This window comes from Bacteroides sp. GM023 (assembly GCF_014750685.1).
Taxonomy (GTDB): Bacteria; Bacteroidota; Bacteroidia; order Bacteroidales; family Bacteroidaceae; genus Bacteroides.
On record NZ_JAAXGE010000002.1, the window covers coordinates 325,011 to 342,798 of the forward strand.

Consider the following 17,788-nt stretch of genomic DNA (forward strand, 5'->3'; position numbering starts at 1 on the left):
GTATCCATTTTTTTAGCTCATACGCATTAGTAGTATAAACATATCCAAAGAGTGTTATTAAACTAAAACGTATGAGAAAAAATTGGAACCTACTTATTGTGTGTTTTCTATGCGTACTATGCTTTTTACCTTACCAGGTAAATGCCCAGGCACAACCACAAAAGAAAATCACGATTGAATTTAGTAACGAACGGTTACCGTCCGTACTAAAGCGCTTGGAAAAGATCTCAGGATACAAAATCCTTTTTACGTACGATGATGTCAAGAAGTTCACTGTTTCAGGCTCTGCTAAAGACAAAAGCATAGGACAGGCTCTCGATATTATCTTAGCTAACAAACCATTAGAATATCACATTGAAGACCAATTCATCACTATTACGCCCAAAGGTCCTTCCAAACAAGCCAAAGTATTCAACGTAAAGGGAGTTGTTATTTCCGGCGACGACAATCAACCTCTGATCGGTGCAACCGTTCTCATCAAAGGAAGCAAATCCGGTGTACTGACAAACATGGATGGACAATTCACCATCGAGAATGTATCAAACAAGTCCGTGTTACAGTTCTCTTATATAGGTATGAAGCCACAAGACCTTACTCCGTCTCCTACAATGAATGTAACCTTAATGCCCGATGTACAAACGTTATCTGAGGTAGTAGTAACGGGTATGCAGAAAATGGATAAGCGTTTATTTACGGGAGCTACCAATCAATTGACGGCAGAAAACGTGAAACTTGATGGGCTTCCTGACATTAGCCGCGGACTCGAAGGACGTGCAGCAGGTGTATCCGTTCAAAATGTATCAGGAACTTTCGGAACCGCTCCGAAAATCCGTGTACGTGGAGCCACCTCCATTTATGGTAGCTCAAAGCCGTTATGGGTGGTAGACGGAGTTATCATGGAAGATGCCATTGACGTAGGTCCGGACGATTTATCTTCCGGTGACGCGGAAACACTGATTAGTTCCGCTATTGCGGGGTTAAACTCGGATGATATTGAGAGCTTTCAAATTCTGAAAGATGGCTCTGCAACTTCTATCTATGGTGCACGTGCCATGGCAGGCGTTATCGTAGTTACAACCAAAAAAGGTAAAGCCGGAGTCAGCAAGATCAGCTATACGGGAGAATTTACCACCCGCATGATCCCCAAATATAATGAGTTCAATATCATGAACTCACAGGAACAAATGGGTATATATAAAGAAATGGAACAAAAAGGCTGGTTAAGCAGTGGCGACCTCTTTCGTACAAAGAACAGTGGCGTATATGGCCGTATGTATAAACTCATCGACCAGTTTGACGAGAGTAACGGACAATTCGGATTAATGAACACCCTCAGCGCCCGGAATGCATACTTACAGGAAGCAGAAATGCGCAATACAGACTGGTTTGATATTCTATTTTCCAATAATATATCACAGAATCATTCTGTCAGTATCACATCCGGTTCGGAGAAATCCTCTTTCTATGCTTCATTAAGTGCCATGCTGGATCCGGGATGGTATAAACAAAGTGAAGTAAAACGCTATACAGCTAACTTAAACACAAGTTATAATATTTATAAGAACCTGTCTATTAATATTATATCCAGTGCATCTTACCGCAAACAGCAAGCACCAGGAACAATGAATTCATCATTGGATGTAGCTTCAGGAGAGGTGACCCGTGATTTTGACATCAATCCGTACTCATATGCATTGAATACATCACGTACACTAGACCCATCCATTGATTACGTAGCCAATTACGCTCCGTTTAATATTCTGCGAGAACTGGACAACAATTACATTGAATTAAATGTAGCTGATGTCAAATTTCAGGGAGAATTAAAATGGAAAATCATTCCTGAATTGGAAGTCAGTGCTCTGGGAGCCGTACGATACCAAACCTCCTCACAAGAGCATAATATATTAGATGACTCTAATCAAGCCGTAGCTTACCGTAGCGGATTGGATGATGCCACCATCCGTGATGAAAACGACTGGCTCTACACAAATCCAGACAATCCTTATGCATTGCCGATCTCTGTTCTTCCTGAAGGTGGTATTTACCAACGACAGGATCGCAAAATGCTGGGGCTCGATTTTCGTACCACTCTTTCATGGAATCACTTGTTTGCAGAAAAACATATCACTAACTTTTTTGCAGGAATGGAGATCAACGATCTGCAAAGATCGTATTCTTCTTTCCAAGGTTGGGGAATGCAATATGCAATGGGAGAAATTCCATCATACGTCTATCAGTTCTTCAAACAAGGAATTGAAACCGGAAATAAATATTATTCATTAAGTCACTCACAGACACGCAGTGTGGCCGGATTTGCTAATGCTACCTATTCTTACGATGGTCGCTATACTATAAACGGAACCTTCCGGTATGAGGGCACTAATCGTATGGGACGCAGTCGTTCTTCCCGTTGGCTACCGACCTGGAACATATCCGGTGCATGGAATGTACATGAGGAAAAGTTCTTTAAGTCAATAGAACCTACAGTAACCAATCTAACACTAAAAGCATCTTACTCATTAACTGCCGATCGCGGTCCGGCGGATGTCACTAACTCACAGGCAATCATCCGCAGTTTTTCACCATACCGGCCTTTTACAGATATACAGGAAACAGGATTGTATATTGAAGACCTCGAAAACAGTGAATTGACTTACGAAAAGAAACATGAGCTCAATTTAGGTATTGATATCGGTTTTATTAATAATCGGATCAATTTATCTGCCGACTGGTACACCCGTAACAACTATGACCTGATAGGCTTAATCCCAACACAAGGAGTAGGCGGAAGCGTGTATAAGTTTGCCAATGTCGCTTCAATGAAATCTTATGGAACTGAATTTACTCTTTCAACTAAAAACATCAAAAACAAGGATTTCTCCTGGACTTCCGATTTCATCTTTTCTCATGCTAAAAATGAAGTTACCGAACTAAAGGGACGTACACGCATGATGGAACTTGTAGCAGGAAATGGATTCGCACGTGAGGACTATCCGGTACGCGCACTATTCTCCATACCCTTTGCGGGCTTGGATGAAAACGGAATACCGCAGTTTAATATTGATGGTAAAGTTACATCAACCGATATTAATTTTCAGGAACGTGAAAAACTGGACTATCTGAAATATGAAGGTCCCACCGATCCAACCATCACAGGTAGTTTCGGAAATATTTTCACGTACAAAGGATTTAAGCTAAACGTATTCATGACTTACTCTTTCGGTAATGTAGTTCGCCTGAACCCGTATTTCAACTTCAAATACACCGATTTAAGCGCTATGCCGCGTGAGTTCAAAAATCGCTGGACTCTCTCTGGAGATGAGACCAAAACTAATATACCTGTTATACTCAGCCGTCCGCAATATGAAGCAAACAGGACTATTTACAAGGCTTACAACGCTTATAACTATTCTACCGAACGCATTGCCAAAGGAGATTTCATTCGTATGAAGGAAATATCCGTCACTTACGATTTCCCGAAAAAATGGATTAATCCGGCTAAGATTTCAAACCTATCCCTGAAATTACAAGCCACTAACCTATTCTTAATCTACGCCGACAAGAAATTAAACGGTCAGGACCCCGAATTCTTTAATACAGGTGGCGTCGCCTCTCCTGTCCCACGTCAGTTCACATTGACTGTAAGGCTAGGACTCTAAAGATTAGTTATACTATTCCTATTATTCAGATAAAAAACAATGGATATGAGACATAACAACATATTTTATACAATTCTACTAGGTTCAGTAATCAGTCTCAGCGCCTGTAACGATTTCCTAGATAAACTACCGGATAACCGCACGGAACTGGATACGGAACAGAAAATAGCCAAACTGCTCGTTTCCGCCTATCCCAGTACGACAGTAAACGAACTATTTGAACTTTACAGCGATAATACAGACGATAATGGACCCAAATACGCCTATTATCAGCTTTCCGAAGAAGAATGTTATAATTGGAAAGATACTCAGGAAGAGTATCAGGACACCCCCAATTATCTATGGCAAGGCTACTATGAAGCGATTGCCGCCGCCAATATGGCACTGAAAGCCATTGAGGAAAGAGGGAATCCGGAATCACTGGCACCACAACGTGGAGAAGCACTTGTATGCCGCGCATACTGTCACTTCATGTTGGCGAATGTTTTTTGTAATGCCTATAACTCACACGCATCACAGGAATTAGGAATCCCTTATATGGAAGAAGTGGAAACAACTGTTCTTCCTCAATATAAACGCGGAACCTTGCAAGAAGTATATGAGAAAATAGAACGGGACTTATTGGCAAGTATTCCACTAATTTCGGATGACAGCTATTCTGTCCCCAAATATCATTTTACAAAGAAAGCTGCTTACGCTTTTGCAACACGTTTCTATCTCTACTATATGCAGACGGACTTCTCCAATTGTGATAAAGTGATAGATTACGCAACCCGTGTGTTAGGTAACACTGCCGGTAATCAATTGCGAGACTGGGCAGCATGGGGTAAACTCACAGGAAATGATAATGTACAACCTGACGCCTATATCGCCTCAACCAACAAAGCCAATTTGCTTATCAGTAGCACGACTTCCAATTGGGGAGTTCTTCTGAGTAACTACACGGTCGGGAAACGTTATATGCACAACAAACTAATTGCAAGTTATGAAACGGTACAATCTTCCGGCCTATGGGGTAATGCAAACAACCTGTATGTGAAGCCTTTTACCACGAGCGGATACGAGAGTAGCTTTGTTCGCAAAAGCGGATTATATGAAGGAGATTACCTTTACTATATGCCCATTCTTTTCAGTACAGATGAAATCCTGCTCTACCGGGCAGAAGCCTACGCTCTGAAAAAGAATTACAACCAGGCCGCAGCTGATATCACAACATGGCAGAAAGCATATACTAACAACAAAAGAACGCTTACTCCTGATATAATCAACGACTACTATAAGGATATGCCCTATTACAGCCCATTACAATCCATAACACCAAAGAAACGATTGAACCCAGACTTTGCCATCGAAGAAGGTATGCAGGAAAATATACTCCAATGTATTCTCCACGTACGTCGTATCACAACTATGCACGAAGGACTCCGCTGGCCGGATATCAAACGCTATGGTATTGTCATTTACCGCCGGTTAGTCAGTGACGGCTATGGAACTGTTACGGACGAAATGCCGGTCAATGACCTGCGCCGTGCCATCCAGATTCCCAAAAGTGTGATTTTGGCCGGAATGCAACCCAATCCAAGAATTAACGAATAAAGAGAGAGGAGGAAAAATATGAAAAAACAAACCATATATATTATAATATGCATATTGAGCTTCAGTTTTGCAGCTTGCAATAATGACGATGATATAGATACCGGTCACAGTATCTTTACTGATATTCCGGTAGAAACAAACGCTTTCGACCAATGGTTGCTTAAGAACTACACGTATCCATACAACATCGACTTCAAGTATCGGATGCAAGATATTGAGAGCGACCAGAAATACAAGTTGGTACCGGCAGATTATGATAAAGCAGTTATGCTATCCAAAATCATCAAACACGTATGGATGGAAGCATATACCGAACTGGCAGGTCCTAATTTTGTACGCTCATATGTACCCAAGACATTCCATCTGATAGGTTCTCCGGCCTATGATAGTAGTGGTACAATGGTACTCGGTACAGCAGAAGGTGGAAAAAAAATTACCCTCTACAATGTCAACGACTTGGATCTGAAAGTAATCGATATAACACTACTTAATAAATATTATTTCGAAACAATGCATCACGAGTTTGCACATATCCTGCATCAGAAACGAAACTATGATCCTTCATTTGACAGAATCTGTGAAGGAAAATACATAGGGACGGACTGGTATCAGGAAGCAGACCGGGATGGAGGCAACACCAACGCATGGAAACAAGGCTTTGTCACAGCTTATTCCATGAGTGAAGCACGCGAAGACTTTGTTGAAAACATTGCCATGTATGTCACTCACAATGAAGCATACTGGAACAATATGCTAGTCAAAGCCGGCGAAACCGGTGCAAGCATCATCAATGAGAAGTTCACCATTGTCTATACCTATATGCTTGAAACCTGGGGAATCAACCTCGACGATTTACGCGACATTGTATTACGTCGCCAACAGGAAATTCCCGCACTAGATTTAAGTACCATTGAATAAAAGTCTATGATTATGAAGAAAATACTATATTTCCTGTTAGCTTTCTTATGTATAAGCTTACAGTCGTGTCTATATCAAGAAGACAGTTTTTTTGATGATTCTTCTGCCAACCGGGCTACAACAGATGTAGAACGATGCAGTGAGTTATTGAAGAACGCTCCCAATGGTTGGAAACTGGAATACTATGCCGGGAAAAACTATTCGATGGGTGGAATTACATTACTCTGCAAGTTTGATGAGAAGAATGTAAGCATGATGTCCGAAATCGGCTCACGAAAGACAGAACCCGGAGTTGAGATTACCTCACTTTACAAAGTAGTCTTTGAACAAAGCACTATGCTGACATTCGACACTTTCAATGAATTGCTTCATTGTTTCTCCGAACCGATTTTAAGTCAGAATAGTAACTTTCAAGGGGATTATGAATTCGTAATCATGAGTGCTTCTGAAAATGAAATCATACTACAAGGAAAAAAACACCATAATAAAATGGTCATGACCCCAATGCAGGCAAATACAGACTGGAGTACATATATCGCCAGTCTTAACAAAATAACCAACGAAGCTTTCCTCAATACTTATATATTAAAAGCCGGTGGAGAGAAAGTTGGAAAAATAGAACGCTATTCACGAGTTTTCAGTATTACTACTCAAACTGAATCCCAGGAAGCACCATTCGCTTACACCCCAGAAGGTTTCCATTTCCGCCAACCAATTACTATCGGTGGGAAAGAACTACAGAACTTCAAGTGGAATAAGACAAGAATGGCATTTACCTGTACAGATACAGGTGCCGAACATATCAGCATAGAAGGAGTTTACCCGGAAGGATACAAAAAATATGAAGACTATACCGGATTTTATTACTTCTACTACAAAACTCTCAAAGTAGATGCTGAAGGCAATTTTGACTTTGTAGATGCCATGCCTTTTATTGTGCAGCTCAAACAACAAGTCGATCAGGAAAGCTATGTTATGTTAGGAGCCGATCTGGAAACAGACATCATTGTCAATTATGAGAAATCAATCGGCAAACTGGTTTTAAGACCACAATATGCAGGTGATATTATAGGAAACGGACAGTATTACGGTACATACATCCTGGGAAACAATGAAGCATATGCATTACCTGCTCATATGGGAGCAGACTTCGGTCATATCGCATCTTACGTAGATGCCGATTACGGCCTAGTTGCCGAATCATCGACCGACGGCATATTATCTTTCGTTGAATATGGTACATTCTTCAGTTCGATAGTGGGTTCATCGGCTACCTCTTTTGTTCTGACAGCTTATAATTCAGAAAAATTCTCCAGCAGCACATACCTCGGTTATCTAAGCTGGATGGATTCTATCAAGTTAATGCCTTATTGAAATTAAGTATAAGTAAACAGACAGATTAAAATATGAAACAAGTAATAAACATATTCCTATTCGTCCTCTGCTTCACTATTATCAGTTGCCATGACGATGATACCGTCGTTTCAGGGTTGACTATCATTAAAGCAGATACCAATCTGAAGGCAATCGGTGGAGAAGCAAGTATACAGATACAAGCTATTGGGGAAATCAAGGCTACATCAGATGTAGAATGGTGTCAGGTTGCAGAGGTGACGACGGAAATCGTCAAACTCTCTGTTTTGGAGAATACAGATTATCCGGGTCGTTCCGCACAGATAATTATTACTAATGGCAATCAAACAGAACAGGTAACTCTTATTCAGGAAGGTGCCATATTTATTTATAACAAGTCCGAACAAATACAAAGCACGAATAATGACGCAGCAGTCTTACCAATCAAACTGTCCAGTTCATTTCCTATACAAGTACTGATACCGGAGAAAAATAAGAACTGGTTGTCATTCAATCCTTCTGCGGATGGTAATGGCGGAAGCTTTATTGTCAGTGAAAACAATACAGGAGAAGCACGCGGCAGTGATGTCACCATAACAGCAGGAAAGCGTACATTAACTTATCAGGTATTGCAATATAATGCAGAAAATTTCGTTGGCAACTGGAAAGGAACATACACAAATCAGGGATACCAATATAGTTTGCCCGAGGTTTCAATCTCGACACCGGATGAGAATGGAATATATACTATTTCCGGGCTTTATAAGACCAGTCTCTATGACTATAAAATACAAGCTACCTATCAAAACAATATGTTTAACGCAACAGCAGGACAGGAAGTAGGAAGCAATGTCTCGTCAGGTTTACCATTAACTGTATATTTCTGCATTGTTGATGGTACCGGTCTCCCCGTATGGACTCCTGACAATAGTATAGGTCTGATACCTGTCCTTTTATCCGACGGTTCCTTTGTACTTGCATTTGCAGACAATGGCGGCATACCCGGTGGAGTAGCGGATAAAATCTCATTTGCCGGCTTTTTGGGAGAGCCCAGTTACTCTTCTTTCCAAGGTAATATCAGAATCCTGGGAAACTGCTTCTTTTTCAGATAAGAGGAAGAGATAATAAACGACTAATATTAATCTTTTAATAAATTACAGTATGACAAACAAGTACGCACACTTTTTCTTTAGTGCTTTATTAGCACTTTGTGTCATCACAAGTTGTGATGATAAAGATGACGATGCACCCGCAATGACAGTATCTTCCAATTCTGTCACCATTCTGGCTGCCGGCGGAGAAGAGTCTATTGAAATTACCACCAACCAGACTGAATGGACTGCAAAACGCCCTGACCTAGACAACTGGTGTACCCTGAAAACAAATGGCAATACATTAAAGATCAGTGCATCTGCTAATGAAACAATAACCTCTCGTTCAACACTGGTTACAGTTACTGCAGGTGTTGGCACGAATGCTAAAACACAGGAAATCACAGTTACACAAAAAGCGGCCGATCCTTCCTTAGAGATTACAGGAACACCTGTCCATCTGGACGCAGCAGGAACCGCTGTTGAATTGACAGTCACTACGAACACAGGTATTTGGAATGCCAGCCGTCCCGACGCAGATACCTGGTGTGTCCTATCACAAGAAGGAGATAAACTTACTGTTTCGGCAGAAGCTTATACAGTCAATGCAGAACGTAAGACCACCATTACAGTAACTTACGGAGAAGATGCTTCTCTTACTCCGAAAACATTTGAAGTGACTCAACAAGGAGCAGCTCCAACGTACGCTATTCAAATACCGACAGACTTCTCAGAAGGTGATATTCAAAAGGTCATGTATAAGAATATAAAAGTTGCTGAAATCTGTAGAGAATATATCAGAATAGCATCAGCTTCTATTGACAAGCAAATGATTGTAATTTATCCAATGACAACGGAAGGAAAAACCGACCTATCCAAAGGCTTTACTATTCCCGATGGTGGTTCAATTGTTTGGGATGTAGAAACTAACACATGTACCTATACTGCAGGAACCGAGTCAGCCCTGTCCAAAATCTATCTGGCAGACGGAGTATTCTCTGCAACTACTACAGCAAGTTCTCCAATCACAACCATTGTAGATGCAAATCTGCTAACAGATACCCGTCCTAACGATACTAAATTCAATTATAAAATAGTAAAGATCGGTACACAATATTGGATGGCCGAAAATCTAAAAGCACAAACCTATTTAGATGGTACTGAGATTTTGCGCGTGACAGATGGTAAAGAATGGGATGCCAATAAAACAGGTGCATTTCGTCTTCCATTCTCCGATACACAAACATTCCTCACGCATGGAGCATATTATCATGGATATACGATGTATAACGAAGCAGGTCTTGCACCGGAAGGATGGATCGTTCCGTCAGACGACGAATGGAATAAGTTAAGAAAATACATAAGTACACCCTACGACACAAAATTGAAATCAGCTTCTACTTCTCATTGGAGTAATAAAGTCGGAACAAATATCACAGGATTTAATGCCTTATCCAGTGGATACTACAGTTCTGCAACCGGAGATACAGGAAGTGGTACTGATGTTTATTTTTGGAGTACAACCAAAACAAAGGATTGGTTAACAAGAGAAGAAGTACCGCATTACTATCGCTTATCCAATGCTGCGGCTGGAATGCCAACTGACACCCATTCTTACAATTTCGGTCATTGTATTCGTTGTGTCAGAAAATAATAAAGACATAGAGCTAGCGTGCTCAATATAAAACTAAATTCTCTCTTAAAATTAAGTTTTATTCTCAGAAGAGTTGTTTCCTTGAAGGAAACAACTCTTTGCTTTCTTATCTTGATTCTCTTCTAAGAGTTGATTTTTCTTTCCCCAAAGTTTCCATAAGGAAAATAATCCTATATCTTTGTAACTAGATATTTTTAAAAGACTACATTATGGCGAAAAAGAAAGAAAAGAAAGAGAAAAAGGCCGGCAAGAGAATGAGTAAGAAAGAGCTGGCAGCGTTGTTAATAGACTTTTTCCATGCCAAACCCAATGAGACTCTAAGCATGAAATTTATTTTCTCGGAATTGCGTCTCACCACCCATCCGCAGAAAATGCTATGCGTCGATATACTACATGACCTTTTGGATGATGACTATATCAGTGAAATAGAAAAAGGGAAGTTCCGTTTGAACAGTCACGGAACGGAGATGACAGGTACTTTCCAACGGAAGAGTAACGGTAAGAACTCGTTTATTCCCGAAGAAGGGGGCGACCCGATATTCGTAGCCGAACGTAATTCCGCCCATGCGATGAATAACGACAAGGTAAAGATAACCTTCTATGCCAAGCGGAAGAATAGAGAAGCCGAAGGAGAAGTTATTGAAATACTGGAACGTGCCAACGATACATTCGTCGGAACGCTGGAAGTTGCCAAGTCCTATGCATTCCTGGTGACGGAGAACCGCACACTTGCCAATGACATCTTCATTCCGAAAGAGAAGCTGAAAGGTGGAAAGACGGGAGACAAGGCAATCGTAAAGGTGACCGAATGGCCGGACAAGGCAAAGAATCCTATCGGACAAGTGATAGACATACTGGGCAAAGCCGGTGAAAACACTACGGAGATGCACGCTATTCTCGCAGAATTCGGTTTACCGTATGTATATCCGAAGGCAGTAGAGACAGCAGCCGACAAGATTCCGGCAGAGATTACTCCCGAAGAAATAGCCAAGCGCGAAGACTTCCGCAAAGTAACAACGTTCACCATCGACCCGAAAGACGCCAAGGACTTCGACGATGCACTTTCCATCCGTTCCATTAAGAACGGCCTGTGGGAAGTAGGCGTACACATTGCCGACGTGACACATTACGTAAAAGAAGGCGGAATCATCGACAAGGAAGCCGAGAAGCGGGCAACCTCCGTTTACCTCGTAGACCGTACCATCCCGATGCTTCCCGAACGCTTGTGTAACTTCATCTGCTCACTCCGTCCGAACGAAGAAAAGCTCGCATTCTCCGTCATCTTCGACATCACCGAAAAGGGAGAAGTCAAAGACTCACGCGTCGTACATACAGTTATCAATTCCGACCGCCGCTTCACCTACGAAGAAGCGCAGCAGATTATTGAAACCAAAGAAGGCGACTTCAAAGAAGAAGTACTCATGCTGGATACCATTGCGAAAGCACTTCGCGAGAAACGATTCGTAGCAGGAGCCATCAACTTCGACCGTTACGAGGTGAAATTTGAAATCGACGAGAAAGGAAAACCTATCAGCGTTTATTTCAAAGAGTCGAAAGACGCCAATAAGCTCGTTGAAGAATTCATGCTGCTTGCCAACAGAACCGTAGCGGAAAAGATAGGCCGTGTACCCAAGAACAAGAAAGCCAAAGTGCTTCCTTACCGTATCCACGACCTGCCCGACCCGGAAAAGTTGGAGAATCTGTCGCACTTCATCGCCCGCTTCGGCTATAAAGTACGTACGAGTGGAACAAAGACGGATATCTCCAAATCCATCAACCACCTGCTGGACGATATTCACGGAAAGAAAGAAGAGAACCTGATAGAAACCGTATCTATTCGCGCCATGCAGAAGGCACGTTACTCCACGCATAATATTGGTCACTACGGACTGGCATTCGATTACTATACCCACTTCACCTCGCCCATCCGCCGATTCCCGGACATGATGGTACATCGCCTGGTAACCAAATACATGGATGGAGGACGCAGCGTATCCGAAGCCAAGTATGAAGACCTCTGCGACCACAGTTCGAACATGGAGCAAATCGCAGCCAATGCCGAGCGTGCTTCCATCAAATACAAACAAGTGGAATTCATGAGCGAACGTCTGGGACAGATTTATGACGGCGTCATCTCCGGCGTAACCGAATGGGGACTATACGTTGAACTGAATGAAAACAAGTGCGAAGGACTTGTTCCCGTTCGTGACCTGGATGACGACTATTACGAATTCGACGAAAAGAACTACTGTCTCCGCGGACGTCGCAAAAATAAGATATACAGTTTGGGAGACGCTATCACCGTCCGTGTAGCACGTGCCAACCTGGAGAAGAAACAGCTCGACTTCGAATTAATTGAAAAATAAAGAAAGTCGCTGTCATTAGCTTCGCTCAAAACATGCTTTGATTTTTTAGTTCAAAGCAAGACAAGTACAGGAAGGAAGAATCCGCTCTTCATATAAACATCAAGAGCAGATTCTTCGCTTCACTTGAATGACAGAGACTACGTTCCACCCTAATTATTAAGATAACTCAGAATCTATGAAAACCCTTATTATCGAAGACAAACAACGAATCGAATCCATTATCCTTCACTGCGATGCCTGTTTCGTAGGTATCATAGACCTTGAAGGTAATCCATACGTAATTCCGATGAACTTCGGTTATGAAAACGGCACACTTTATCTGCACTCCGGCCCCGAAGGCGGTAAAATAGAGATGCTGGAACGCAACAACCATGTCTGCATCACCTTCAGTCTCGGACATAAACTCGTCTACCAACATGAGAAGGTAGCTTGCAGTTACAGCATGCGTTCCGAAAGCGCCATGTGTCGCGGGAAAGTGGAATTTATAGAAGACATAGACGAAAAACGTAGTGCACTGGACATCATCATGCGCCACTACACAAACAACGAATTCACTTATTCCGACCCGGCCGTACGCAACGTAAAAGTGTGGAAAGTAGCGGTAGAGCAAATGACAGGAAAAGTATTCGGCCTTCGTGCCGGTGAGAAACCATGAAACGGTTTCTGATTTTCTGCTTATTCACCATTACTCTTCTGTTACCTGTTTTTCCCATTCCCTCCCAATCAGAAAAGCAGGTAAACAGCCATTCTTTTACCTATCAGTACCTCACCACCAAGGAAGGACTAAGCAACCAGCGCGTCTTTTCCATTCTCGAAGACAAGAAAGGCTTCATATGGATTTCCACCCGTTCAGGCGTAGACTGCTTTAACGGAAGAACCGTGAAGAACTACAACCTCTTCGGAGAAGACATCATCGTAGACGGAGCCGGACGCATGATTTACCTGACCAAAGACTCTCACGAAACACTTTGGGCATACACGAACGCCGGAAAAGTATTCAAATACAACTCCATATCCGATGCCTTCACGCTCGAAATAGACGTAGCCGAACTGACAGAAAGCGGAATCCTGCTAAATGACCTCTTTATCGACTCATCCGACCGCTTTTGGTTCGGACTGAAAAACGGACTGTTCTGCTACGACAGTTCCAACGCCCATATAGAGAACATACTGAAAGGGAAATGCGTCAACTCCCTATCCTTCTCCCCAACCAACGAAATTCTGTACATCGCCACTACCGAGGGACTCTACGCACGCAACCGCCAGAACGGAAAACTCACTGCCATCTTGCCCGGCTGCTACATTCAATCCGTATTTTACGACTCCGCAACCTCCCTGTTATGGATAGGAACATTCAATGCCGGAGTAACAGTACAGGATACCCGCACCGGAAACTGTGTATCCAACGAATCACTGAACCAATTGCCACATCTCCCCTATCGTTCCATCATTCCCTATGACGGACAAACAATACTATTGGGAATAGACGGCGCAGGCGTCTATGCAGCTACCCGCGACGCAAAAGACTCCTGGTCTTTCCTCAACGCCAACCAGGAAGAAGAAGGCGAACTGAAAGGCAACGGCATCTATGCCCTTTGCAAAGACAGTTCTTCCAATCTATGGATTGGAAGCTACACAGGCGGTGTCGCCTACGCCAACCCGAAAAGATATTTCTTCGAGCTCACCCGGCACGAATACAAAAACCCGCAATCACTGACGAACAACCACGTCAACGCAATCCTCGAAGACAACGAAGGCGATTTATGGTATGCCACCAATCAAGGTATCAGCGTACACCTGACAAAGTCCGGCAACTGGAAACACTTCCTGAAAGAAAACGTATTCCTGACACTCTGCAACGACGGAGACGGCAACGTATGGACAGGCGGTTACGGCACAGGCGCCTATTGCCTCAACAAACACACAGGCATCCGCCGCCACCTCACCACCGACCAACCGGGCACGCTGACGACCAACTATATCTACTCCATCCTGAAAGATGAAAACAACAAAGACCTGTGGCTGGGCGGCATGTACGGCAATCTCGTCAGATACACCCCACCCCAGGCAGGAAAAGCAGAAGAATTCACCTCATACGGCATCACGCTTATCAACTCGATAACCCAAGTCAGCAAAGACACCCTGGCACTGGCGACAGCCAACGGCCTTTATCTATTGGATAAGCAAACAGGAAACTTCCAACAATACTTCACCTCGCCTTCCAACGCCGACACCCGGAGTAACAGCTTCATCTATTCCATGTACTTCCCGTGCCCCGACAAAGTATGGTTCGGAACAGACGGCGGCGGCATCAACCTGCTAGACCTGAAAACCGGCAAAGCCGTCACCTACTCCACCGCAGACGGACTGCCTTCCAACTACGTCTACAGCATCCTGCCCGACAACGAAGGACATCTATGGCTCAGCACGGACAAGGGACTGGCTTACATCACCCCTTCTCCCACACCTGAAATCACCAACATCGGCTTCCTCGACGGACTGGCAAACGAATTCAACTTCATGTCCTACACCCGCCTGAGAAACGGAGACTTCATCTACGGAAGCACCAACGGCGCCATACGCTTCAACCCGGAGAACTTCACCCGTCCTCTCTACGAAGCCCCCTTACACTTCACCTCTTTCGAAGTTCCGCAAAAATCACGCGAAAAGACCGAAGAGAAGAAGATACAATTCAACCGCATGCTGAACGAAGGAAAAACAATCCAACTGAAATACAACGAGAACTCGTTCCTTATCTCTTTCATCTCCGTCTCCTACCAGTATCAGCAGGACATTCAGTACAGCTACCAACTGAAAGGTTTCGAGCAGAACTGGAGCGCCCCGACCGGCGAGCTAGGCATCCGGTACACCAACATTCCCCCGGGCGACTATACTTTCCACGTGAAAAGCATGAGCAAGAACGGCGGTCAGCAACTGGACGAGCAAACCATCCGCATACACATAGCGCAGCCCTACTGGAACACCGCATCCGCCTGGCTGATATACATTATCCTGCTGGCGGGAATCACCTATTTCGTATGGCGTTTCTTTGCCAACAAAATGGAGAAGAAGCACTTCTCCGAAAAGATACAGTTCTTCATCAACACCGCCCATGACATCCGCACCCCGGTAACGCTTATCATGGCTCCCCTCGGCGACCTAAGCAAAGAAGAAGGGCTCTCCAAAGAAGGAAAAAGATACCTGCAAATCGCCCGCAAGAACACAGAAAAGTTGTACAACCTAATTACGCAACTACTCGACTTCCAAAAGATAGACACTACCCACCTCACCCTGCAAGTAGCCGAATATGACTTGAAATCGTACTTACAGGAAAAGGTTCTCAACTTCCAGACACTCTGCGAAAGCAAGCAAATCCGCATGCAACTGCTTCTGCCGGACTCCCCCGTCTCCCTTTGGATGGACAAGGACAAAGCGGATAAAATCTTCGACAATCTTTTCTCGAACGCAGTGAAATACACTTCCGTCGGTGGAGAAATCACCATCAAAGCAGAGCAGAACGACAAGAAGATAACTATCGCAGTGAAAGACAACGGTATAGGTATCCCGCGCAAAGCGCAGCGTTATATCTTCTCCAACTTCTACCGTGCCGAAAATGCCGTCAACTCCAAAGAAACGGGTAGCGGTATCGGTCTGCTCCTTACCCGCCGTCTTATGAAACTGCACAAAGGGCACATCTCTTTCAGCAGCAACGAGGGAGAAGGTTCCACCTTCCTGCTCACTTTCCGCAAGGGGAACCGCCATTTGGCAAGATACATCGTCCCTGCCCGGATAGACACTTCCAGCATTCCCGCGACAGAACCGATTACGGAAGTCATCGAACCGTCCGACCTATTATCCGACTTTCCTGACTTGTTCGACGCCGATTTGTCCGACACCGATTTGTCCGACCCCGGCAATAACAACAACCCGCAAACTGACAAATCCAAAGAACGGATTATGATAGTAGAGGACAACGACGAACTCCGCTTCTACCTCAAAAAGACTTTTGCACCCATCTATTCCGTCATCGACAAGCCCGACGGCGAATCTGCCCTGGAATATCTGAAAGAGAAATCCGTAGAACTAATAATCTCCGACGTCATGATGCCGGGTATTCAGGGAGACGAACTCTGCCGCCGTATTAAATCGGACTTCGCCACCTCGCATATCCCCGTCATCCTGCTGACGGCCAAGACAGAAAAAGACGCCATCCTCGAAGGACTGGAAAGCGGTGCGGACGACTACTTGACCAAGCCTTTTGACACGGAAATCCTGAAAACCAAAATCAAAGGAGTATTGCAGAACCGCAAGATTATGCGAGAGTATTTCCTCTCCCACTCACTAAGTTCTGCCCCTACCACCGCTGTCGCACCCAACGAAGACAAAGAAAACGTAGCATGCGCCGGTCTTCTGTCCCCCATGGACAAGGAGTTTCTGGAACGCTGCACCAAACTCGTCACGGAAAACCTGGCAAATCCGGATTTCACCATCAACCAGCTTTGCCGTGAGGTGGCACTAAGCCGTACCCTATTCTACGAAAAGCTGAAAGCCTTGACGGGGCAAGCACCTACCGAGTTTATCAAGCTACTGCGTATGACGGAAGCCGCCAACCTGCTGAAACAACAGATTCCGGTGCAGGAAGTCGCCCTGCTGGTCGGCTTCACCGATTCCAAGTATTTCAGTACTGCCTTCAAGAAGCATTACGGAGTCTCTCCGAGCAAGTTCCTCTAAACAAAAGTTAGACGCCATTTTGCTCCCATGCTCCCACTAAACATCCACATTTCTTTATTCATCGGCACTTCAGCTATGGGAGCAACTATGGCAGCAGTATGGGAGCAACTTTTTACCCTCACACTTCTTGCGGCTTAATCCGCTATACAACATAGGATATGCAACCGCTATACTTTCCTTATCTCTCCTTTATTCTTGTGTTAAGGCACCGATATAGTTAATTCTCCACAGCCGTGGTAAGGACTCGTCACAGCCGTGGAAGATTCTCTTCATGACCGTGGTGAGAGTTCGTCACGACCGTGACGAATTAACTATATCGGTGCCTTAGCACAAGAACAAGCAATAGAAAACAGATGGTTCCCTACTTCCCAGCTCATATTCTCCTACTTCCTAACTTCCATTTCCTTATTTATCACG

Annotated in this window: 9 protein-coding genes; all 9 read left to right on the forward strand. The window is 43.9% G+C overall.

The features are described 5' to 3' along the window. Positions 1-71 precede the first annotated feature (71 nt). Positions 72-3,662, forward strand: coding sequence for a SusC/RagA family TonB-linked outer membrane protein (locus HC965_RS04000; RefSeq protein WP_191030238.1), 3,591 nt, complete (start codon positions 72-74; stop codon positions 3,660-3,662). Positions 3,663-3,707: 45 nt separating this feature from the next. After that, the gene (locus HC965_RS04005) at positions 3,708-5,258 is read left to right on the forward strand and encodes a RagB/SusD family nutrient uptake outer membrane protein (RefSeq protein WP_370539960.1); all 1,551 of its coding nucleotides are present in this window, start codon (positions 3,708-3,710) and stop codon (positions 5,256-5,258) included. 18 nt (positions 5,259-5,276) lie between these two features. After that, entirely contained in the window at positions 5,277-6,176 is a 900-nt protein-coding gene (locus HC965_RS04010; protein WP_191030240.1) for a putative zinc-binding metallopeptidase, read from the forward strand. A gap of 12 nt (positions 6,177-6,188) precedes the next feature. Further along, the gene (locus tag HC965_RS04015; protein WP_191030241.1) at positions 6,189-7,550 is read left to right on the forward strand and encodes a DUF4302 domain-containing protein; all 1,362 of its coding nucleotides are present in this window, start codon (positions 6,189-6,191) and stop codon (positions 7,548-7,550) included. A 32-nt stretch (positions 7,551-7,582) separates the two neighbouring features. Then, positions 7,583-8,641, forward strand: coding sequence for a BACON domain-containing protein (locus tag HC965_RS04020; protein WP_191030242.1), 1,059 nt, complete (start codon positions 7,583-7,585; stop codon positions 8,639-8,641). Between the two features lie 49 nt (positions 8,642-8,690). Further along, on the forward strand, positions 8,691-10,274 hold the full coding sequence (locus HC965_RS04025; RefSeq protein ID WP_191030243.1) for an FISUMP domain-containing protein: 1,584 nt from the start codon (positions 8,691-8,693) through the stop codon (positions 10,272-10,274). 209 nt (positions 10,275-10,483) lie between these two features. Further along, complete coding sequence (gene rnr, locus HC965_RS04030; RefSeq protein WP_191030244.1) at positions 10,484-12,640, forward strand: ribonuclease R; 2,157 nt, start codon at positions 10,484-10,486, stop codon at positions 12,638-12,640. A 175-nt stretch (positions 12,641-12,815) separates the two neighbouring features. Continuing rightward, on the forward strand, positions 12,816-13,295 hold the full coding sequence (locus tag HC965_RS04035; protein WP_191030245.1) for a pyridoxamine 5'-phosphate oxidase family protein: 480 nt from the start codon (positions 12,816-12,818) through the stop codon (positions 13,293-13,295). Next, positions 13,292-17,371: a hybrid sensor histidine kinase/response regulator transcription factor gene (locus HC965_RS04040; RefSeq protein ID WP_191030246.1), complete on the forward strand. Its 4,080-nt coding sequence runs from the start codon at positions 13,292-13,294 to the stop codon at positions 17,369-17,371. Before HC965_RS04035 ends, HC965_RS04040 begins: the two co-directional genes overlap by 4 nt. Positions 17,372-17,788 lie beyond the last annotated feature (417 nt).